Raw genomic sequence first — 20,206 nt, forward strand, 5'->3', positions numbered from 1 at the left:
GGGCGACGCGTGTCGCGGCTCACCGGCTGGCGTGAGGGGAGACATTCCGACGAGCATACCCGTGCGGGAGTCGGGAGTCCCCGGAGGAGCACCGCGCCGGGCGGGCGCTCGGCACGATCACGGCGGGGTCCAGTCCGATCCGGCGACGGCCCAGCAGATCGAGATCCAGACGATCTGGCCGCCGATCCCGAGCAGGACCAGCGCGACGCGGAAGACCGGCGAGCGCGGCACCGCCAGCGCTCCGACGAGCGGGAACATCGGGCCCAGCAGCCGGAAGGTGCTCGACTGCGGGAAGAAGAACGCCAGCAGGTAGACGCCGTACCCGGCGACCCAGGCCCGGCTGAAGAGATCGAGCCGCCGTGTCCACGGTGCGGCGAGGATCCCGACGAACGCCGCCAGCAGGAGCACCACCAGCACGACGCCGACGGCCGGAGCACCGAACCACCACGAGCCCCACCAGGCGCCGCCCTGGAACCACGGGGTCAGCGGGAGCAGCTCCTGGTAGCCGATGTAGACCGCACGCCACGCCAGCTCGGTGTCGGTGTACGCGGTCATCGACCCGGTGACGGCCCACGCCACGGCGGGCCAGAGGAAGCCGACCACGAGCCCCCACGCCGTCAGGCCCACGGCCGGCAGCCACTCCGACCGCGGGAACGGCTCCGTGCGGCGCCGGACGAACCGGTAGACGACGTACAGGCCGAGCGCGGCGGCGAAGGCGAGCCCGCTCGGCCGCGTCAGGCCCAGCAGCAGCACGACGGGCACGACCGCGAGCCAGCGCCGCCGCACCAGGAGGAGGAGCGTGACCGCGGTCAGCAGCATCGCCATCGACTCCGCGTAGGCGAGCTGCATCAGCGGCGAGGTCGGCGCCACGCAGAACAGCAGCACCGCCGTCAGCGACTGCGACTCGCCGAGGGAGTGCCGGAAGAGGCGGTACAGGACGAGGCAGGCTCCGGCTCCGCACAGGACGGAGACGGTCACGGCGGCCGGAGCCCAGGTGAAGCCGGTGAGCGCCATCAGCGCCTTCACGACGCCCGGGTAGAGCGGCATGAAGGCCCAGGCGTTCTCCCCCACGTGGCCGTCCTGCGTGATCGGCAGGAAGCCGGGGTACCCGGTGGCCGCGATGATCTCGTACCAGCGGCCGTCCCACATCGACGCGAAGGCCGAGTAGGACGGGGAGGGTCCGGTCCACGGGTTCGCGAGCTGGTGCGCGGCGAACTGCAGCAGGATCACCGTCGTGACCACGCGGGTCGCGATGTACACCAGGAGGACCCGCGCCCACCACGGGACGAGGCGCAGGCGGAGGCGGACGGGGACGGCCGTGGCGCTCGCGCTCACGAGGACGCGGTCAGCCAGCGGCGGAGGCCCTCGGTGCACTCGGTGATCTCGTGCACCGCCACGCGCTCGTCGTCGGCGTGGGCCCGGAGCGGGTCGCCCGGTCCGTAGTTGACAGCCGGGATGCCCATGGCGGAGAACCGCGCGACGTCGGTCCAGCCGTACTTGGGCTTCGCCTCGGCTCCGACGGCCGAGAGGAAGGCCTGGGCCAGAGGTGCGTCCAGCCCCGGGCGGGCGCCCTCGGCCAGATCGTCCACCGTCACCTCGAACCCCTCGAAGAGCTCCTCGAGGTGGGCGAGCGCCTCCTCCCCGGACCGGTCGGGGGCGAAGCGGTAGTTGACCTGCACAGTGCAGAGGTCCGGGATCACGTTGCCCGCGACCCCGCCGGTGACGCGCACGGCGTTGACGCCCTCGCGGTACACGAGGCCCTCGACCTCGACCTCGCGCGGCACGTAGGCGGCGAGGCGGTCGAGGATCGGCGCCGCCGCGTGGATCGCGTTCTCGCCGACCCAGCTGCGGGCGGAGTGGGCGCGGACGCCGCGGGTGACCACGTCGACCCGGAGCGTCCCGTTGCAGCCGCCCTCCACTGCTCCGCTGGTCGGCTCGCCGAGCACGGCGAAGTCGGCGGAGAAGAGGTCGGGGCGGTGCCGGGAGAGACGGCCGAGGCCGTTGAGGTCCGCTGCGACCTCCTCGTTGTCGTACCACATCCAGGTGATGTCGACGGCCGGATCGGAGAGCTCGGCGGCGAGGACGAGCTGCACCGCCACTCCGGCCTTCATGTCGACGGTCCCGCGGCCGATGAGGTGCTCGACGCCGTCGATCGTCTCGGCGACGACGGGCAGGTTGCCGTTGACCGGCACCGTGTCGAGGTGCCCGGCGATCACGACGCGCTGGGCGAGGCCGAGGTTCGTCCGCGCCACGACCGTGTGGCCGTCGCGGATGACCTCGAGGTGGTCGTACTGCTCGAGCGCCCACTGCACCGCGTCCGCGATCTCGAGCTCGTCGCCCGAGACGGACGGGATGTCGCAGAGGATCCGCGTCAGGGCGACCGGATCGGTGCGCAGATCGAGCGGAGGGGCGGTGGTCGGATCGGCCATGCGCCCCAGGGTAGCGGCCGGACGCTCCGCGCTACCCTGATCGGCATGACCCTCGAGCACTCCGCAGACTCCTCCGCGCCCGCCTCCGCCTGGGGCTACGGGCTCGCCACCGTGGCCGCCGACGGCACCGTCCTCGACACCTGGTTCCCGGAGCCCCGCCTCGGCACCATCCCGGCCGGCCGCGACCCCTGGATCGTGCCGGCGGAGTTCGAGGAGCAGGCCGGCGAGGATCCGCGCCGCGAGGTCCGCATCGACGTGGTCACGCTGCAGATCGACGTGCAGGCGCCGCCCGCCTCCACGTCCGACGCCTACCTGCGGCTGCACCTGCTCTCGCACCTCCTGGTCCGCCCGAACGAGGTGAACCTCGACGGCGTCTTCGCCCACCTGCCGAACGTGGTGTGGACGAACGCCGGTCCGGTCTCGCCGGAGTCGTTCACTCGCCTGCGCCCCTCGCTCCGGCGCCACGGCATCCAGGCCACCGGCATCGACAAGTTCCCGAGGCTGACCGACTACGTCACCCCGGCGAAGGTGCGCATCGCGGACACCTCGCGCGTCCGCCTCGGGGCGCATCTGGCACCCGGCACGACGGTGATGCACGAGGGCTTCGTCAACTTCAACGCCGGGACCCTCGGCAGCTCGATGGTCGAGGGGCGCATCTCGCAGGGCGTCGTGGTCGGCGACGGCTCGGACATCGGCGGCGGCGCGTCCATCATGGGCACCCTCTCGGGCGGAGGAGTGCAGCGCGTCTCGATCGGCGCGCGGGCGCTGCTGGGTGCGAACTCGGGCATCGGCATCTCCCTCGGCGACGACACCGTCGTCGAGGCCGGCCTCTACGTGACCGCCGGCACCAAGGTCGTCGTGGTCGGCGGAGCGCCGCGCGCCGACGGCGCCCCGCAGACCGTGAAGGCCGTGCAGCTCTCGGGCGTGCCGAACCTGCTCTTCCGCCGCAACTCCCTCACCGGTGCCGTCGAGGTCCTCCCCCGCACCGGCGCCGGCATCGAGCTGAACGCCGCCCTGCACGCCTGAGGGCGGGCGTCCGGCGCCGCCGGGCCCAGCAGGCGGCACCCTGGGACGAACCGTGCTGATCGAGTCCGCGGCGACCACGCCGCTCTGCGTCCCGCCTCGAAGGAGAGGTTCGAGCCTCGGACGGCCGACGAGAGGCGGGTGCGCCGCACGGCGAGAGCCCGCCTCCCCGGCGGGGACGGGCTCTCGGGGACCGGTCAGCGGTCGGTCGGCCAGTGGCGCTCGGGCGAGCCCATGTAGAGCTGCTGCGGGCGGCCGATCTTGGTCTGCTTGTCGGTGTTCATCTCGCGCCAGTGGGCGATCCAGCCGGGCAGGCGGCCGATCGCGAAGAGCACGGTGAACATCCGGGTCGGGAAGCCCATCGCCTTGTAGATGACGCCCGTGTAGAAGTCGACGTTCGGGTAGAGGCGCCGCTCCTTGAAGTAGTCGTCCTCGAGAGCGAGGGCCTCGAGCTCCATCGCTATGTCGAGCAGCGGGTCCTTCACGCCGAGGGCCTGCAGGACCTCGGAGGCGCTCTCCTTGACCAGCTTCGCGCGCGGGTCGTAGTTCTTGTACACCCGGTGGCCGAAGCCCATCAGGCGCACGCCCTCCTCCTTGTTCTTCACCCGCTCGACGAACGTCGACACGCTCTCGCCCGACTCGCGGATCCGGCCGAGCATGGTGAGCACCGCCTCGTTCGCTCCGCCGTGCAGGGGGCCGAACAGGGCGTTGATGCCTGCCGAGACGGAGGCGTAGAGGTTCGCCTCGGTCGAGCCGACGAGGCGGACGGTCGACGTCGACGCGTTCTGCTCGTGGTCCTCGTGGAGGATCAGGAGGCGGTCGAGCGCCTTCGAGAGCACCGGGTCGACCTGGTACTGCTCGGCCATCGTTCCGAAGTTGAGGCGGAGGAAGTTGTCGACGAAGCTCAGCGAGTTGTCCGGGTAGAGGAACGCCTGGCCGATCGCCTTCTTGTGGGCGTACGCCGCCATCACGGGCAGCTTCGCCAGGAGGCGGATCGTGGTGAGCTCCACCGCCTCCGGATCCTTCGGGTTGGAGCTGTCCTCGTAGTACGTCGACAGGGCCGAGACCCCGGCCGAGAGCACCGACATGGGGTGCGCGCTGTGCGGGAGCGCGTCGAAGAAGCGCTTGAGGTCCTCGTGGAGGAGCGTGTGGCGGCGGATGCGCTCGTCGAAGCCCGCGAGCTCGTCGGCCGTCGGCAGCTCGCCGTAGATGAGGAGCCAGGCCACCTCGAGGTAGGTCGCGTTGGTGGCCACCTCCTCGATCGGGTAGCCGCGGTAGCGGAGGATCCCCTGGTCGCCGTCGATGTAGGTGATCTGCGACTTGGTCGCCGCCGTGTTCACGAAGCCGTAGTCGAGCGACATGAAGCCGGTCTGCTTCGACAGGGTCGAGAAGTCGATGCTCGAGGAGCCGTCGACGCTGCGCAGGACCGGGAAGTCCGCGGTGCGGTCGCCGAAGGTGAGCGTGACCTTCTCGGGGAGCTCCTGCTCCGCCGGCGCGGGAGGCGGCGTCGTGGCGCTCCCGGTCGCGGGCTCCGTGGAGCCCACCGTCGCGGTTCCGTCGCTCTGCGTGCCGGATTCGGTCACAACGCCTCCCAGGTCGTCGCGGTCGCACCCCGGAAGCGCTCGCGCGGAGCGGGCGGCGCCGGGTCTGGATCGTGGTGCAGCCGGGGCCTCGCGAGGCGCCGTCGACCGAACCACATACAGCCTATGGGCAAAGCGGGGGCACTGTGACATCGCCCAGCGCTGGGGCCGGGGCCTTGTCGGAACCCGCCAGGATCGGCCGGGTCGAGCGCCTCAGAGGCCGCCGGACAGGCGCTCGACGGCCGCGTCGATCCGCTCGTCGGAGGCCGTCAGCGAGAGGCGCACGTGCTCGGGGAAGCCGTCCCCGTAGAAGACGCCGGGGCCCGCGAGGACGCCGAGGCGGGCGAGCCGGTCGATGGACTCCCAGGCCGGGCGGCCCTCGGTCGCCCACAGGTAGAGGCCGGCCTCGCTGCGGTCGATCCGGAAGCCCGCGGACTCGAGGGCGGGCCGGAGGCGGTCGCGGCGGGAGCGGTAGCGCTCCTTCTGCGCGGCGACGTGCTCGTCGTCGGCGAGGGCGACGATCATCGCCTCCTGCAGCGGACCGGGCACGATCATGCCCGCGTGCTTGCGGACGGTCACCAGGCGCGCGATCAGGGCCGCGTCCCCGGCGACGAAGGCGGCGCGGTACCCGGCGAGGTTCGACTGCTTGCTCAGCGAGTAGACGCCGAGGACCCCGGTGCGGTCCTCCCCCACCACGCGCGGGTCGAGGACGCTCGGGATCGGCTCGTCGGCCCAGCGGCCGTCCCAGCCGAGCTCGGCGTAGCACTCGTCCCCCGCGATCACGGCGCCCAGCTCACGGGCACGCGCGACGGCGCGCCGCAGGGCGGGCACGTCGAGCACGGCGCCGTCGGGGTTGCCGGGAGAGTTGAGCCAGACCAGGCGTGTCGTCGCGGGCCACTCGGCGGGGTCGTCGGAGGCGAGCGCCTCGGCGCCGGCGATCGCCGCGCCCATCGCGTACGTCGGGTAGGCGGCGCGCGGATGCACGACCACGTCCCCCTCCCCGAGTCCGAGGAGGAAGGGCAGCCAGGCGACGAGCTCCTTGGAGCCGATCGTCGGCAGGACCTCGTCGATCCCGAGGCCCTCGACTCCGCGCCGCCGCGCGTACCAGGCGGCGATCGCCTCGCGCAGAGCGGGGGTGCCCACGGTCGTGGGGTACGCGTGCGAGTCCGTCGCGCGGGCGAGCGCGTCGCGGATCGGGGCGGGCGTCGGGTCCACCGGCGAGCCGATCGACAGGTCGACGATCCCGCCGGGGTGCTCCGCCGCCGTGCGGGCGAAGGGCGCCATCAGGTCCCAGGGGTAGTCGGGCAGCGCGCAGAGGGCCACGGGAGCGGCCTCAGTGGCTCTGCGGAGGCAGCGCCGCGATGACCGGGTGGTCCTTGGCGATCACGCCGACCTTGGCGGCTCCGCCCGGGGAGCCGATCTCGTCGAAGAACTCGACGTTGGCCTTGTAGTAGTCGGACCACTCCTCGGGGAGGTCGTCCTCGTAGTAGATCGCCTCGACGGGGCAGACCGGCTCGCAGGCACCGCAGTCCACGCACTCGTCCGGGTGGATGTAGAGCGAGCGCTCGCCTTCGTAGATGCAGTCGACCGGGCACTCGTCGATGCAGGCGCGGTCTTTGACATCGACGCACGGAAGTGCGATCACGTAGGTCACGGTGCTCCAGGTCCCTTCGAACAGTGTCTCTATCGTACGGGGGCCGACGGGGCGTCGGCGTCCGCTGGCCGCGGGGCGGCGGCGGGAGCGGCCGCCCGCAGCCGCGGCCAGGCGATCACGACGAGGGCGATGAGGGCGGGGAGGAAGGTCCAGGCCACGCCGAGGCCGTTCGCCGGGACGAGGACGGATCCGCCGGTGCTGCGCAGGGCGAGCAGCCCGATCATCCCGAGCAGGCCCATCGCGGTGCAGAACGCGACGAACCGGTCGATGAGCACGAGGCGCAGCCCGAGCAGGAGCAGCAGCACGCCGGCGAGGGAGGCGGCGAGGCCGACCGGGAGGACGACACCGCCGACCGACACGGTGCTCTGATGGGCGACGGTCGTGATCGCTCCGACCACCGCGCCGACCAGGACTCCGGCGACGCCCGAGAGCACGCGCGATCCCAGCGTCGGACGCTCCTCCGGCAGCGGCGCCGGACGCCCCGCCTGCGCGACCGGGCGGAAGCGCTCGATGCGGCCGATGGGGAACGGCGGACCGCTCGAGAGGCGGGCATCGTCGCCCTCGACCACCAGCTGCGTCGCGTGCGCCTCGAGGGCCGCGCGCTTGCGGGCGTGGTCCTCGGCGGACAGCTCGATCACGACGTCCCCGGGGAGGGGCGGGGCCGCGTCGGGGAGGACGGCGAGGAAGCGCAGGCCCAGCAGCTCGGCGGCGCGCTCGGCGACCCGGGCGGTGCGGACGTGGTCCGGGTGGCCGTAGCCGCCGCCCGCGTCGTAGGACAGCACGACGCCCGCGTCGACCTGCCGGAGGACGGCGACGAGATCAGCCACCTCCTCGTCCTCGGGCGCGGCGGTGAAGGACGCGGGATGCACCGGCTCGAGCGGCACCGGGACGCGGCCGGGGCCCCACTGCATGCCGGAGTCCCGGTAGACCCGCGGAGCGAGGCCGGGTGCGCGGGCACCCGCCTCGCCGAGGAAGCGGTGGTCGGCGACGCCGAGGGCCGTCAGGGCGACGACGAGCTCGGTCGTCCGGTGCGCGGCCAGCTCGGCCGAGCCCTCGAGCGGAGCGAGGTCCTCGGGGATGACCTCGCCGCACTCCCCCCGCGTGGCGGTGACGACGGTGACGGAGGCGCCCTGCGCCACCAGCCGCGCCAGGGTCCCGCCCATGGTGATCGTCTCGTCGTCGGGGTGGGCGTGCACCGCCACCACCCGCTCCGCTGCTGCGTCCCGGCCCGCGTCCACTCTCCGCCTCTCGTCCTGCGCGGCCTCCGCTGCGGGCGCTTCTGGACAGCGACCGAGCAGCGGACTACAGTCGACCCGGGTTAGGCAAGGCTTACCGAACAACGGAGGCCCGCCGACCGGATCGACTCGGGGCGGGAGTCGCCCCCTCCTCGTCCACCATCGACCAAGAGAACACGCGTGCTCGCAAACTACCTCATCGGCCTCCGCGAAGGCCTCGAAGCCGGCCTCGTGGTCGGGATCCTCGTGGCCTACCTGACCAAGCTCGGCCGGCGCGACGTGCTGCCGCGGCTCTGGACCGGCATCGCCGCGGCGATCGCGATCTCGCTCGTCACCGGTGCGATCCTCACCTGGGGCCCCTCGACCCTGTCGTTCCAGGCCCAGGAGCTCATCGGCGGCGGCCTCTCGATCCTCGCGGTCGGCCTGGTCACCTGGATGATCTTCTGGATGGGCGCGAACGCCCGCAGCCTCAAGGGCGACCTCGAGTCCCGGCTCGACGGCGCCGTCGCGGGTTCGGCCCTCGGCATCGTGGTCCTCGGCTTCATCAGCGTCGGCCGCGAGGGCATCGAGACGGCGCTCTTCGTCTGGGCGAGCGTGTCCTCGAGCAGTGCGGGGTCCGGATCCAGCGCGTGGGTCGGCACGGTCGGCGCGCTGCTGGGCATCCTCAGCTCGGTCGTCATCGCGTACCTGATCTTCCGGGGCTTCGTCCGGATCGACCTCGGGCGCTTCTTCACCTGGACGGGCGGCTTCCTCATCCTCGTCGCGGCCGGCGTCCTCTCCTACGGCGTCGGCGACCTGCAGGAGGCGTCGCTCCTGCCCGGCTGGGGCACCCCGCTGTTCTCGCTCGGCCCGATCCTCCCGCCGCCCGTGACCGCGGTGGTCGGCGGCCTCTTCAACTACACGCCCGAGCCGACCGCTCTGCAGTTCGCCGCCTGGCTGCTCTACCTCGTCGTCGTCGGCGCCCTGTTCGTCCGCCAGGTCCGCCTGCGCGGCCCGCGACGAGGCAGCGCGGCCCCGGTCGCCGCTCCCGCTCCCACCTCCGTCTGACCCGCTCCGGCACCGCCGGCGCACTCGCCCCGATCCAGGAGAAGCATGTCCTCGCGCGCTCGTCCCACCCTCCCCCGCGTCACCCTCGGCCTCGCCGGCGCCGGCGCCCTGGCGCTGATCCTCACGGGCTGCGTGCCGAACACCCCCGCGTCCTCCTCCTCCGTCGCGCTCGACGTCGCGATCAGGGACGACGCCTGCGAGGTGTCGACGGCGACCGCCGAGGCGGGAGCGGTGACGTTCTCACTGACCAACGGCGGCTCGGACGTCAACGAGTTCGAGATCCTGGCCGAGGACAAGCTGCGGATCGTGGGCGAGAAGGAGAACGTGACCCCGGGCCAGAGCGTCTCCTACGTCGCTCAGCTCGAGCCGGGCACCTACTACACCGCCTGCAAGTTCCAGCAGGTCGGCGCCCCGGTGGGGCTGAGCGAGTTCACCGTGACCGGTGAGGCCACCGCGCAGTCGGCGGACGAGAAGGCGGCGACGGAGGCGGCGGTCACCAACTACGTGGCGTACGTGAAGTCGCAGGTGGGCGAGCTGCTCCCCGCGGTCGCCGAGTTCGCGCAGGCCTACGAGGCCGGCGACGACGAGAAGGCGCGCGGCCTCTTCGCGTCGACCCGCGTCTTCTACGAGCGGATCGAGCCGACCGCGGAGGCGTTCGGCGACCTCGACCCGCGCATCGACTACCGCGAGGTCGACGCCGTCGCCGAGGGCCTGGACTGGACCGGCTTCCACCGCATCGAGAAGGACCTGTGGGCCCCCGCGGAGGGTGCGCTCAACTCCGACGGCACGAGCGCGCTCCTCGACTGGGCGCCCTCCACCCCCGAGCAGCGCGCGCAGTTCGGCCAGGGCCTCGTCGACGACGTGCAGAGCCTGGCCGACCTCGTGAACGCACCCGGCTTCACCGTCTCGGTGGGCGACATCTCCAACGGCGCCATCGGCCTGCTCGACGAGGTCGCGGCCGGCAAGATCACGGGCGAGGAGGACTGGTGGTCGAGCACCGACCTCACCGACTTCGCCGCGAACGTCCAGGGCGCGGAGGTGGCGTTCGGCAACGTCGAGCCGATCGCGACCGCCAGCGGCGACGAGGGCGCCGACCTCACCGGACGGATCACGCAGCGGTTCTCCGAGCTCGACGCTCTGCTCGCGCAGTACGGCTCGATCGACTCCGGCTTCGCCGCGTACTCCACCGTCACCGCGGAGCAGAAGAAGGAGCTCTCGGACGCGGTCAACGCTCTCTCCGAGCCGCTCTCGCAGCTGACCCACACGGTGCTGGGCGTCGAGGAGCCGACCGCATAGTGGACGCCGAGCAGCACGAGGGAGCCCGGCCGACGGAGTCCGAGCAGCACGCCGACGAACCCCGCCGCCTCTCGCGGCGCGGGCTGCTCGGCCTCGTCTCGGCGGGGACGGCCGGGCTGGCCGCCGGAGTGGGCGGCACGGTGGCCGTCACATCGTCCGCGAGCGCGACGGCCTCCTCCGCCCCGCGCACCGTGCCGTTCTTCGGCGCGAACCAGGCGGGCATCACCACCGCCGCGCAGGACCGGCTGCACTTCGCCGCGTTCGACCTCGCCGCGGGCACCACGCGCGAGGACCTCGTCGAGCTCCTGAAGGACTGGACGCTCGCCGCCTCCCGGATGACCCAGGGCTTCGAGGTCGGCGAGAACGGCGCGGTGGACGGGCCGGACACGGCTCCTCCGGAGGACACCGGGGAGGCGCTCGGGCTCGACGCCGCGTCGCTCACCGTCACGGTCGGCTTCGGACCCACCCTCTTCACGGACGAGTCCGGCGCCGACCGCTTCGGCCTCGCCGACCGCCGGCCTCCTGAGCTGCAGGCCCTGCCCCGCTTCCGCGGCGACGCGCTCGTCCCCTCGGCCGGCGGCGGCGACCTGTGCATCCAGGCCTGCGCCGACGATCCGCAGGTCGCCGTGCACGCCATCCGCAACCTGAGCCGGATCGCGTTCGGCCGGGCCTCGCTCCGCTGGTCTCAGCTCGGCTTCGGCCGCACCTCCTCGACGTCCACCGCCCAGGCGACTCCGCGCAACCTCTTCGGCTTCAAGGACGGCACGGCGAACGTGAAGTCCGAGGAGGCCGACGCCGTCCAGGAGCACGTCTGGGTCCCCTCCTCCGACGGCCCCGCGTGGATGGTCGGCGGCAGCTACCTGGTCGCGCGGAAGATCCGGATGATCATCGAGACGTGGGACCGCAGCCAGCTGGGCGAGCAGGAGCGGGTCATCGGCCGCAGCAAGGGGTCCGGAGCGCCGCTCTCGGGCGGCACGGAGTCCACCGAGCCGGACTTCGCAGCGGCCGGCGCCACCGGTGCCCCGCTGATCGATCAGGAGTCGCACGTGCGCCTCGCGCATCCGAGCGTGAACAACGGAGTGCGGCTCCTGCGGCGCGGCTACAACTTCGTCGACGGAAACGACGAGCTCGGACGCCTGAACGCGGGGCTGTTCTTCCTCTCGTTCCAGCGCTCCCCGGAGCAGTTCGTCACCGTGCAGCGGAACCTCGCGACGGACGCGCTGAACGAGTACGTGAAGCACGTCGGCTCGGCCGTGTTCGCGGTGCCGCCCGGTGCCCGCGACGAGACCGACTTCCTCGGCTCCGGCCTCTTCGCCTGATCCCTGAGAGGACCCGCACTCCGTCCCAGGATCCGGCGGGCGCACTCCACTGCGCGCCGAAGCCTGCGCCCGTAGCGTCGTCGGCGATGTCCGGGAACAGTGCGAGAAGCGGCCTGACCAAGCGCGAGCGCCAGGAGCTCGCCCGAGCGCAGGCGCGGGAGCGCCGCGAAGCGGAGAGGCGCCGGCGGCGCCGGAACCGGCTGCTCGGGCAGGGCGGAGCGGTCGTCGGGCTCCTCGCGGTCGTGGCCCTGGTCTGCTGGAACGTCTGGTCGCAGCAGGAGGTCGCGAGCGCCGGCCCGGCGAACATGCTCAGCGACGGCATCGTCCTCGCGGGCGACGGCTCGGCCGTGTCGGCGACGACGACCGCGGCACTCGCTCCGGGAGCCTCCCCCGTCCCGACCGACGAGAGCGCCACACAAGCAGGCGGAGTCGTCGCCGTCGACCTCTACGTCGACTACCTCTGCCCGTACTGCGGGCAGTTCGAGAAGGCGAACGCCGAGCAGCTGCAGTCGTGGCTGACGAAGGGGGCGATCACGCTCGAGATCCATCCGGTGGCGATCCTCGACTCCTCCTCGGCCGGCTCCGAGTACTCCAGCCGGGCCGCGAACGCCGCGGCGTGCGTCGCCGACGAGGATCCGGACCGCTTCCTCGCCGTGAACGCGGCGCTCTTCGCGCAGCAGCCGGCGGAGGGGACGACGGGCCTCGACGACGACGCTCTGCGGGCGCTGGTGACCGGAGCGGGCGTCACCGACGACGACGTCCTCGCCTGCATGACCGGGGGCGAGTTCCGGCCCTGGGTGAAGGCCGCGACCGAGCGGGCCACCTCGCTCCCCCTCGCTAACTCCTCGCTGCCGAAGCTCGAGTCGACGCCCACCGTGCTGGTGAACGGCGAGCAGTACACGGGGAAGCCGGACGACGCGGCGGCGTTCGTCTCCTTCGTCACCTCGACGCTCGAGGCGGAGTCCTCGACCCCCTCTCCCTCTCCGAGTCCGGCGGGCTGATCCGGACCGCGAGGGACGGGATCGGCGCTGCACACTGCAGCACCGGGCGGAGACGACGAGACCGGCCGGAGCATCGCTCCGGCCGGTCTCGTCGTGGGCGGGCGCCGAGGCGCCCGGGGCTCAGCCCTGCTTCTTGAGGCGGCTCGTCATGCGCGCGCGGGCGTTCGCATCGAGCTCCACCTTGCGGATGCGGACGACCTCGGGGGTGACCTCGACGCACTCGTCCTCGCGGGCGAACTCGAGGCACTCCTCGAGCGTCAGCTGACGCGACGGCGTCATCGACTCGAAGGTGTCGGAGGTGGACTGACGCATGTTGGTCAGCTTCTTCTCCTTGGTGATGTTGACGTCCATGTCGTCGTTGCGCGAGTTCTCGCCGATCACCATGCCCTCGTAGACCTCCTCGGTGGGGTTCACGAAGAAGGTCATCCGCTCCTGGAGCGCGATGATGGCGAACGGGGTCACGACGCCGTTGCGGTCCGCGACGATCGACCCGTTGTTGCGGGTGACGATCGCGCCGGCCCACGGCTCGTAGCCGTGCAGGATCGCGTTCGCGATGCCGGTGCCGCGGGTGGTGGTGAGGAACTCGGTGCGGAAGCCGATCAGGCCGCGCGACGGGACGATGAACTCCATGCGGACCCAGCCGGTGCCGTGGTTCGACATGCCGTCCATGCGGCCCTTGCGGGCGGCGAGGAGCTGCGTGATCGCGCCGAGGTACTCCTCCGGAGCGTCGATCGTCAGGTGCTCGAAGGGCTCGTGCGTCTTGCCGTCGACCTGGCGGGTGACCACCTGGGGCTTGCCGACGGTCAGCTCGTAGCCCTCGCGGCGCATCTGCTCGACGAGGATGGCCAGCGCGAGCTCGCCGCGGCCTTGGACCTCCCACGAGTCGGGACGTCCGATGTCGACGATCTTGAGCGACACGTTTCCGATGAGCTCGCGGTCGAGGCGGTCCTTGACCATGCGCGCCGTGAGCTTGTGGCCCTTGACCTTGCCGACGAGCGGCGAGGTGTTGGTGCCGATCGTCATCGAGATCGCCGGGTCGTCGACCGTGATGGCCGGCAGCGGGCGGATGTCCTCGGGGTCGGCGATGGTCTCGCCGATGGTGATCTCGGGGAAGCCCGCGATCGCGACGATGTCGCCGGGGCCCGCGGACTCGGCCGGGTAGCGGTCGAGCGCCTTGGTGATCAGCAGCTCGGTGATGCGCGCGTTGGTGTGGGTGCCGTCGTGGTGGACCCAGGCGACCGTCTGCCCCTTCTTGATCGTGCCGTTGAAGACGCGGAGGAGGGCGAGGCGGCCGAGGAACGGCGACGCGTCGAGGTTGGTGACGTGGGCCTGGAGGGGCGCGTCGTCGTCGTAGGTCGGCGCGGGGATGTGCTTGAGGATCGCCTCGAACAGCGGCTCCAGGTCCTCGGCGTCCGGCAGCGTGCCGTCCTCGGGCTTGTTCGCCGAGGCGCGGCCGGCCTTGCCGGAGGCGTAGACCACGGGGACGTCGAGGATCGCGTCGAGGTCGAGGTCCGGCACGTCGTCGGCCATGTCGGAGGCGAGGCCGAGGAGCAGGTCCTGGCTCTCGGCGACGACCTCGTCGATGCGCGCGTCGGGGCGGTCGGTCTTGTTGACCAGGAGGATGACGGGGAGCTTCGCCTCGAGCGCCTTGCGCAGCACGAAGCGGGTCTGGGGCAGCGGGCCCTCGGACGCGTCGACGAGGAGGCAGACGCCGTCGACCATCGACAGGCCGCGCTCGACCTCGCCGCCGAAGTCGGCGTGGCCCGGGGTGTCGATGACGTTGATGGTGATGGGACCGTCGCTCGCGTGCTTGCCGCTGTACGAGACAGCGGTGTTCTTCGCGAGGATCGTGATGCCCTTCTCGCGCTCGAGCTCGTTGGAGTCCATCGCGCGCTCGTCCACGTGGGCGTGCGCGTCGAAGGAGTTCGTCTGCTTGAGCATGGCGTCGACCAGCGTGGTCTTGCCATGGTCGACGTGGGCGACGATCGCGACGTTGCGCAGGTCGGAGCGGGTGGCACTTGCCATGGATACGGACTCGTCTCGTGTTCTCGTGCAAAAGGGGGACCATCCATCGTACCGCAGCGAGGCGTCCGCACGGCGAAGGGCCCCGGATCCCCGCTCCGGAGGGCTCCGAGGAGCGCTCCAGGCGGGGCCGGGGCCCTGGTGACGGTCGGTCAGACCGCGAATTCGATGCCGGCGCCGGGGATGGCGTCGAGCAGCTCGCGGGTGTACTCCTGCTGCGGCGAGTCGAACACGGTGTCCGTCGGGGCGTGCTCGACGATCCTGCCCTTCTGCATCACGCAGACGTCGTCGGCGATCACGCGGACCACCGCCAGGTCGTGCGTGATGAACAGGTAGGTCAGCCCGAGCTCGGCCTGCAGGTCGGCGAGGAGGCGGAGGATCTGCGCCTGGACGAGGACGTCCAGAGCCGACACGGCCTCGTCGAGCACCACGATCTCCGGCTTCAGCGCGAGCGCGCGGGCGATCGCCACGCGCTGGCGCTGGCCGCCGGAGAGCTCGTTCGGGTACCGGCTCGCGATCACGCGCGGGAGGGACACCTGGTCGAGCAGCTCGAGGACGCGCTCGCGCTGCGACGTCCGGTCGCCGACCTTGTGCACCCGCAGCGGCTCCGAGATGGTGTTGCCGATGTTGTGCAGCGGGTCGAGCGAGCCGTACGGGTCCTGGAACACCGGCTGCATGGAGCGCCGGAGCGCCAGCATGTCGCGGCCCTTGAGCTTCTCGGTCCGTCGGCCGGCGATCGAGATCGCTCCGGACGTCGCCGTCTCGAGGCCCAGCACCAGGCGGGCGATCGTCGACTTGCCCGATCCGGACTCGCCCACGAGCGCCGTGGTGGTGCCCTTCGGGATCGAGAACGACACGTTGTCGACGGCGGTGAAGTCCTCGGCCTTCAGGCCGCCGCGGCGGATCTTGAAGACCTTGGTGAGGCCGTCGACCTCGATCATCGGGGCGCCCGAGGCGACCGCGCCGGCGTGGTGCGCGGCGCCCGCGCCGACCAGGTCGACCTCGCGGACGGCCTCCGACTCGCCGGGGACCGACTCCACGGCACGGCCGGCCGTCGACTGGATGCGGCGCGACGCGAGGCTGGGCGCCGCCGCGATCAGGCGCTGCGTGTAGGGGTGCTGCGGGTTCTGCAGCACCTCCACCGAGGCGCCGGACTCGACGATGCGGCCCTTGTACATGACGATGAGCTTCTCGGCGCGCTCGGCGGCGAGGCCCAGGTCGTGCGTGATGAAGAGCAGCGCGGTGCCGTCGGTCTTCGTCAGCGTCTCGAGGTGGTCGAGGATCCGGCGCTGGACCGTGACATCGAGCGCCGAGGTGGGCTCGTCGGCGATCAGCAGCTGGGGAGCCGCGGCCAGGCCGATGCCGATCAGCACGCGCTGGCGCATGCCGCCCGAGAACTGGTGCGGGAACTGCTTGAGGCGCTTCTCCGCGTCGGCGAGGCCCGCGTTCTGCAGGACCTCGATCGCCTTGGCGCGCACCTCCTTGCGACCGGTCGCGAGGCCGTTGGCCTTGATGGTCTCCTCGACCTGGAAGCCGACCGACCACACGGGGTTCAGGTTCGACATCGGGTCCTGCGGGACGTAGCCGATCCGGCGGCCGCGGATGTCCTCGAGCTCGGTCCTCGTCGCCTTCGCGAGGTCCTTGCCGTCGAACAGCACGGAGCCGGCGGTGACCTGGCCGGTGCCGGGGAGCAGGCCGATGATCGCGGCGGCGGTCGTCGACTTGCCGGAGCCCGACTCCCCCACGATCGCGACGGTCTGGCCGTGCTCGATCGTGAGGCTCACGCCGCGGAGGGCGGGGACCAGTCCGCTGCCGGTCTGGAAGCCGACCTCGAGGTCGGTGACCTCGAGCAGCGGGCCGTGCGGTGCGTTCGGTGTCGTGGCGGTCATCGGAGGGCCCTCGCCTTCGGGTCGAGCGCGTCGCGGAGCGATTCGCCGAGGAGGATGAAGCTCAGCACCGTGACCGTCAGGGCGATCGACGGGTAGATCAGCGTCTGCGGGTTGGTGCGCAGATCGCGCTGGGCCTGGCTGATGTCGTTGCCCCACGACATGACCGAGCCGGGAAGGCCGACGCCGAGGAACGACAGCGTCGCCTCCGCGGTGATGGCCGCGCCGAGCGAGATCGTCGTGACGACGATGACGGGAGCGATCGAGTTCGGCAGCACGTGCCGGAACAGGATCGCCATGCGGGAGAGGCCGGTCGCGGTGGCGGCGCCGACGAAGTCGGCCTGCTTCACGCGGAGGACCTCGGAGCGCAGGACGCGCGCCGTCGTCGGCCAGGCGAACGCGCCGATCGCCAGGGCGATGACGAACACGTTCCGGTAGGCCGAGAAGACGGACATGATGACGACCGCGGCGAGGATGTAGGGGATCGAGAAGAAGATGTCGCCGAGGCGCATGATCACGGTGTCGACCCAGCCGCCGAAGAAGCCGGCCAGAGCGCCGCCGATGACGCCGGAGACCGTCGTGATCACGATCACGATGAGGCCGACGGTCAGCGACGTGGACGTGCCGTGGATGATCCGCGAGAAGACGTCGCACCCCTGCTTGGTGTAGCCGAGCAGGCTGCCGTCGCCGGGGCCCTGGTTGCTGAACGAGAGCGCGCACTGGCGGGGGTCCACCGAGGTGAACAGGCCCGGGAACAGCGCGACGGCGATGATGACGAGGATCAGGACGCCCGAGATCCAGAACATGGGCCGCTTGCGCAGGTCGCGCCACGCGTCGGTCCAGAGGTTGCTGGGCTTCTCGTCGAGGCTGACGGCGTCGACCGACGCGATCGGCGTCTCCTCGAGCGGGGCCACGAAGTGGTCGATGCGGCGGGCCTTCTGCGCGCCGCCGGTGGACTCATTTGGCATAGCGGATCCTCGGGTCGAGTACGGCGTAGAGCAGGTCGACGAGGATGTTCACCACGAGGTAGAACAGCACCATGACCGTGACGAAGGAGACGACGGTCGGCCGCTCACCTCGGATGATCGCCTGATAGAGCGTGTTCCCGACTCCGGGAACGTTGAAGATGCCCTCGGTCACGGTCGCGCCGACGATCAGGAGGCCGAAGTCGGCTCCGAACTGCGTCGTGACCGGGATGAGCGAGTTGCGCAGGACGTGCACGGGGATGACGCGGCGTCGCGAGAGCCCCTTGCTGTACGCGGTGCGGACGAAGTCCGAGCCGGCCGTCTCGATGACCGAGCCGCGCGTGAGGCGGATGGCCGAGGCGACCACGAAGAGGGCGAGCACGATCGCGGGCAGCAGCAGCCTCTGGAACGACGCGTCGGCTCCGACGGTCGGAGGGAACCATCCCAGCTGGATCGCGAAGAAGGACTGCGCGATGAAGCAGAGCACGAAGATCGGCACCGACACGAGCAGGAGGCTGACGACCAGCGCGCTCGCGTCGAAGAAGCTGCCCTTGCGCAGACCGCTGATGAGACCGATGGTCAGCGCGACGACGATCTCGATGACGATCGCCATCATGGCGAGCGTCAGGGTGACCGGGAAGGTGCGGGCGAGGATCTCGTTGACGGACTGGCCGGAGAACGAGATGCCGAAGTCGCCGCGGACGACGCCTCCCAGGTAGTACAGGTACTGGACGAAGAAGGGCTCGTTCAGGTGGTACTGCTCCTCGAGGCGGGCGAGGAGTGCGGGGCTCGGCGTCTTGTCGCCGAAGAGCGACAGGAGCGGGTTCCCCGGCATGGAGAAGACCATGAAGTAGATGAGGAACGTGGTGCCGATGAGCACGGGGACGGCTTGCAGGATGCGTCGGACGATGTAGGCGAGCATGTCAGCCCAGCCGGTTCCGGAGTCGCATGGATGGGGACCTCATTCGATTGTGACCGAAACAGGGCGCTCCGCCCGTGCCGTGACCTGGTGGCCGACGGCACGGGCGAAGCGCCCCAGTGGTTCGAGCTTAGTTCTTGGTGATCTCGTAGTAGAGCGGCACCGAGTTCCAGCCGAACTCGACGTTCGACACGCCCTCGCCGTAGCCGCCGGTCACGTTCGCGTACCACAGGGGCAGCGACGGGAGGTCCTTCAGGAGGATCTCCTGGGCCTGCTGGAACGTCTTGTTCGCAGCATCGGCGTCGGCGTCCGACAGGCCCTGCTGGAGCAGGGTGTCGAACTCGGGGTTCGAGTAGTCGCCGTCGTTGGACGAGGCGCCGGTCACGTAGAGCGGTCCGAGGAAGTTGTAGAGGCTCGGGTAGTCGGCCTGCCATCCGGTCCGGAACGCGGTCTCGATCGAGCGGTCGACGATCTTGGTGCGCGCCTCGGCGAAGGTCGGGTACGCGTCGCCCTCGGCGTCGATGCCCAGCGTGTTCTTGATCGAGTTGGTCACCGCGTCGACCCAGCCCTGGTGGCCGCCGTCGGCGTTGTAGGCGATCTTGAAGGTGCCGTCCCAGGGGCTGATCGCGTCGGCCTGAGCCCACAGCGCCTTGGCCTCGTCGGGGTTGTACTCGAGCACGTCGGCGCCGGAGAGGGCGTCGCTGTAGCCGTCGATCACCGGGGAGGTGAAGTCGGAGGCCGGGGTGCGGGTGCCCTCGAAGATCACGTCGGTGATCTCCTTGCGGTCGAAGGACATCGAGATCGCCTGGCGGCGGAGCTGGCCCTCCTCGCCGTCGAAGTGCGGGAGACGGCCCGGGATGGTGAAGGACTGGAACACGGCCGAGGGCTGGTTCACGGCGCGGTCGCCGAGGTCGCTCTCGAAGGTGCCGAAGGCGGAGTCCGGGATCTGGTCGATCACGTCGACGTTGCCGCCGAGGAGGTCGGCGTAGGAGGCGTCCTGGGTGGCGTAGAAGACGATCTTCAGGCCGCCGTTCTGGGCCTCGCGGGGGCCGGTGTACTCGTCGTTCTTGACGAGCTCGATCTGGACGTCGTGCTGCCACGCGTCGTCGCCGTCGAGCTTGTACGGGCCGTTGCCGATCGGGTTCTCACCGAAGGCGGCCATGTCGTCGAACGCGGCGGCGGGCAGCGGGTAGTACGCCGAGTAGCCGAGGCTGATCGGGAAGTCCGACTGCGGGGACTTGAGCGCGACGGTGAAGGTGGTGTCGTCCACGGCCTTGAGGCCGGTGAGCTCGCTGTCCTCGGTGTCGCTGAAGCCCTCGAAGTTCGAGAAGAACGACGCGCTGAGCTGGTTGTTCGACAGCTTGGCGCCGTAGTTCCAGGCGTCGATGAACGAGCTGGAGGTGACCGGGTCGCCGTTCGTGAAGGTCAGGCCCGACTTGATCTTGATCGTGTAGTTCTGCGCGTCGTCCGACTCGATGGACTCGGCGACGTCGTTCTCGGGGGCGCCCTTGGCGTCGTAGTAGACCAGGCCCGCGAAGATCTCGTCGAGGATCTTGCCGCCGCCCACCTCGTTGGTGTTCGTCGGGATCAGCGGGTTCTGCGGCTCGGAGCCGTTCGTGGAGATGATCGCGGCGGCGTCGCCTCCCGATGCACCTCCGCCCGAGTCGTTCGAGCTGCTGCAGCCGGCCAGGACCAGCGTGCTCGCGGCGACGAGCGCCAGAGCCCCGAATCCGTAACGTCTGATGTTCACTATTCCTCCAGTGATGTGGGGGCGCGCGAGAAGTGGTTTCCCTGACGCGTGGAGTGCCGTGCGCGTGGCGACGGCGGCGG

General features: G+C 71.1%; 16 protein-coding genes. 5 read left to right on the forward strand and 11 right to left on the reverse strand.

The annotated features are described in order from the left end of the window. Positions 1–117: 117 nt before the first annotated feature. On the reverse strand, positions 118–1,335 hold the full coding sequence (locus C5C69_RS00125; RefSeq protein WP_258065206.1) for a hypothetical protein: 1,218 nt from the start codon (positions 1,333–1,335) through the stop codon (positions 118–120). Next, positions 1,332–2,429, reverse strand: a complete 1,098-nt coding sequence (gene dapE, locus C5C69_RS00130) for a succinyl-diaminopimelate desuccinylase (RefSeq protein ID WP_104232737.1) — start codon at positions 2,427–2,429, stop codon at positions 1,332–1,334. The genes C5C69_RS00125 and dapE overlap by 4 nt, the downstream gene beginning before the upstream one ends. Positions 2,430–2,474: 45 nt before the next feature. Between dapE and dapD the strand changes: the two genes are divergently transcribed. Beyond that, positions 2,475–3,455 carry a 2,3,4,5-tetrahydropyridine-2,6-dicarboxylate N-succinyltransferase gene (gene dapD, locus C5C69_RS00135; protein ID WP_104232738.1) on the forward strand — a complete coding sequence of 327 codons (981 nt, stop codon included), beginning with the start codon at positions 2,475–2,477 and terminating at the stop codon, positions 3,453–3,455. A 194-nt stretch (positions 3,456–3,649) separates the two neighbouring features. Here the strand turns inward: dapD and C5C69_RS00140 are convergent, their stop codons facing one another. From C5C69_RS00140 to C5C69_RS00155, 4 genes are all read right to left on the reverse strand, one after another. Then, positions 3,650–5,035: a citrate synthase gene (locus C5C69_RS00140; RefSeq protein ID WP_258059270.1), complete on the reverse strand. Its 1,386-nt coding sequence runs from the start codon at positions 5,033–5,035 to the stop codon at positions 3,650–3,652. A gap of 210 nt (positions 5,036–5,245) precedes the next feature. Further along, on the reverse strand, positions 5,246–6,355 hold the full coding sequence (gene dapC, locus C5C69_RS00145) for a succinyldiaminopimelate transaminase (RefSeq protein ID WP_104232739.1): 1,110 nt from the start codon (positions 6,353–6,355) through the stop codon (positions 5,246–5,248). A gap of 10 nt (positions 6,356–6,365) precedes the next feature. After that, positions 6,366–6,686 (reverse strand): ferredoxin, encoded by a 321-nt coding sequence (fdxA, locus tag C5C69_RS00150; RefSeq protein WP_104222984.1) that lies wholly within the window; start codon positions 6,684–6,686, stop codon positions 6,366–6,368. A gap of 29 nt (positions 6,687–6,715) precedes the next feature. Further along, positions 6,716–7,924: a PIG-L family deacetylase gene (locus C5C69_RS00155; RefSeq protein ID WP_104257079.1), complete on the reverse strand. Its 1,209-nt coding sequence runs from the start codon at positions 7,922–7,924 to the stop codon at positions 6,716–6,718. Positions 7,925–8,101: 177 nt separating this feature from the next. Between C5C69_RS00155 and efeU the strand changes: the two genes are divergently transcribed. From efeU to C5C69_RS00175, 4 genes are all read left to right on the forward strand, one after another. After that, positions 8,102–8,968 carry an iron uptake transporter permease EfeU gene (gene efeU / locus C5C69_RS00160; protein WP_104232741.1) on the forward strand — a complete coding sequence of 289 codons (867 nt, stop codon included), beginning with the start codon at positions 8,102–8,104 and terminating at the stop codon, positions 8,966–8,968. Between the two features lie 45 nt (positions 8,969–9,013). Further along, positions 9,014–10,264: an iron uptake system protein EfeO gene (gene efeO / locus C5C69_RS00165; protein ID WP_104232742.1), complete on the forward strand. Its 1,251-nt coding sequence runs from the start codon at positions 9,014–9,016 to the stop codon at positions 10,262–10,264. Further along, positions 10,264–11,583 carry an iron uptake transporter deferrochelatase/peroxidase subunit gene (efeB, locus tag C5C69_RS00170; RefSeq protein ID WP_104232743.1) on the forward strand — a complete coding sequence of 440 codons (1,320 nt, stop codon included), beginning with the start codon at positions 10,264–10,266 and terminating at the stop codon, positions 11,581–11,583. The genes efeO and efeB overlap by 1 nt, the downstream gene beginning before the upstream one ends. A gap of 86 nt (positions 11,584–11,669) precedes the next feature. Further along, a complete protein-coding gene (locus tag C5C69_RS00175; RefSeq protein ID WP_104232744.1) occupies positions 11,670–12,584 on the forward strand; it encodes a thioredoxin domain-containing protein in 915 nt (304 codons plus the stop codon). A gap of 120 nt (positions 12,585–12,704) precedes the next feature. On the opposite strand, the gene typA is transcribed toward C5C69_RS00175, so the two are convergent. The 5 genes from typA to C5C69_RS00200 form a co-directional block, all read right to left on the reverse strand. Beyond that, positions 12,705–14,609, reverse strand: a complete 1,905-nt coding sequence (gene typA, locus C5C69_RS00180; protein ID WP_104222978.1) for a translational GTPase TypA — start codon at positions 14,607–14,609, stop codon at positions 12,705–12,707. Between the two features lie 149 nt (positions 14,610–14,758). After that, complete coding sequence (locus tag C5C69_RS00185) at positions 14,759–16,495, reverse strand: ABC transporter ATP-binding protein (protein WP_104225543.1); 1,737 nt, start codon at positions 16,493–16,495, stop codon at positions 14,759–14,761. Next, a complete protein-coding gene (locus tag C5C69_RS00190; protein ID WP_104222976.1) occupies positions 16,492–17,460 on the reverse strand; it encodes an ABC transporter permease in 969 nt (322 codons plus the stop codon). The genes C5C69_RS00185 and C5C69_RS00190 overlap by 4 nt, the downstream gene beginning before the upstream one ends. Further along, on the reverse strand, positions 17,450–18,379 hold the full coding sequence (locus C5C69_RS00195; protein ID WP_104222975.1) for an ABC transporter permease: 930 nt from the start codon (positions 18,377–18,379) through the stop codon (positions 17,450–17,452). Before C5C69_RS00195 ends, C5C69_RS00190 begins: the two co-directional genes overlap by 11 nt. 127 nt (positions 18,380–18,506) lie before the next feature. Beyond that, positions 18,507–20,126 (reverse strand): ABC transporter substrate-binding protein, encoded by a 1,620-nt coding sequence (locus C5C69_RS00200; protein ID WP_104232745.1) that lies wholly within the window; start codon positions 20,124–20,126, stop codon positions 18,507–18,509. Between the last annotated feature and the right edge of the window lie 80 nt (positions 20,127–20,206).

It is taken from the genome of Rathayibacter sp. AY1C7 (assembly GCF_002931865.1).
GTDB lineage: Bacteria > Actinomycetota > Actinomycetes > Actinomycetales > Microbacteriaceae > Rathayibacter.

Coding starts and splice junctions, on each gene's coding strand:
- dapE (WP_104232737.1), bottom strand. CDS start 2,429: ATGGCCGATCCGACCACCGCCCCTCCGCTCGATCTGCGCACCGATCCG.
- C5C69_RS00175 (WP_104232744.1), top strand. CDS start 11,670: ATGTCCGGGAACAGTGCGAGAAGCGGCCTGACCAAGCGCGAGCGCCAG.
- efeO (WP_104232742.1), top strand. CDS start 9,014: ATGTCCTCGCGCGCTCGTCCCACCCTCCCCCGCGTCACCCTCGGCCTC.
- C5C69_RS00185 (WP_104225543.1), bottom strand. CDS start 16,495: ATGACCGCCACGACACCGAACGCACCGCACGGCCCGCTGCTCGAGGTC.
- dapD (WP_104232738.1), top strand. CDS start 2,475: ATGACCCTCGAGCACTCCGCAGACTCCTCCGCGCCCGCCTCCGCCTGG.
- typA (WP_104222978.1), bottom strand. CDS start 14,609: ATGGCAAGTGCCACCCGCTCCGACCTGCGCAACGTCGCGATCGTCGCC.
- C5C69_RS00190 (WP_104222976.1), bottom strand. CDS start 17,460: ATGCCAAATGAGTCCACCGGCGGCGCGCAGAAGGCCCGCCGCATCGAC.
- C5C69_RS00195 (WP_104222975.1), bottom strand. CDS start 18,379: ATGCTCGCCTACATCGTCCGACGCATCCTGCAAGCCGTCCCCGTGCTC.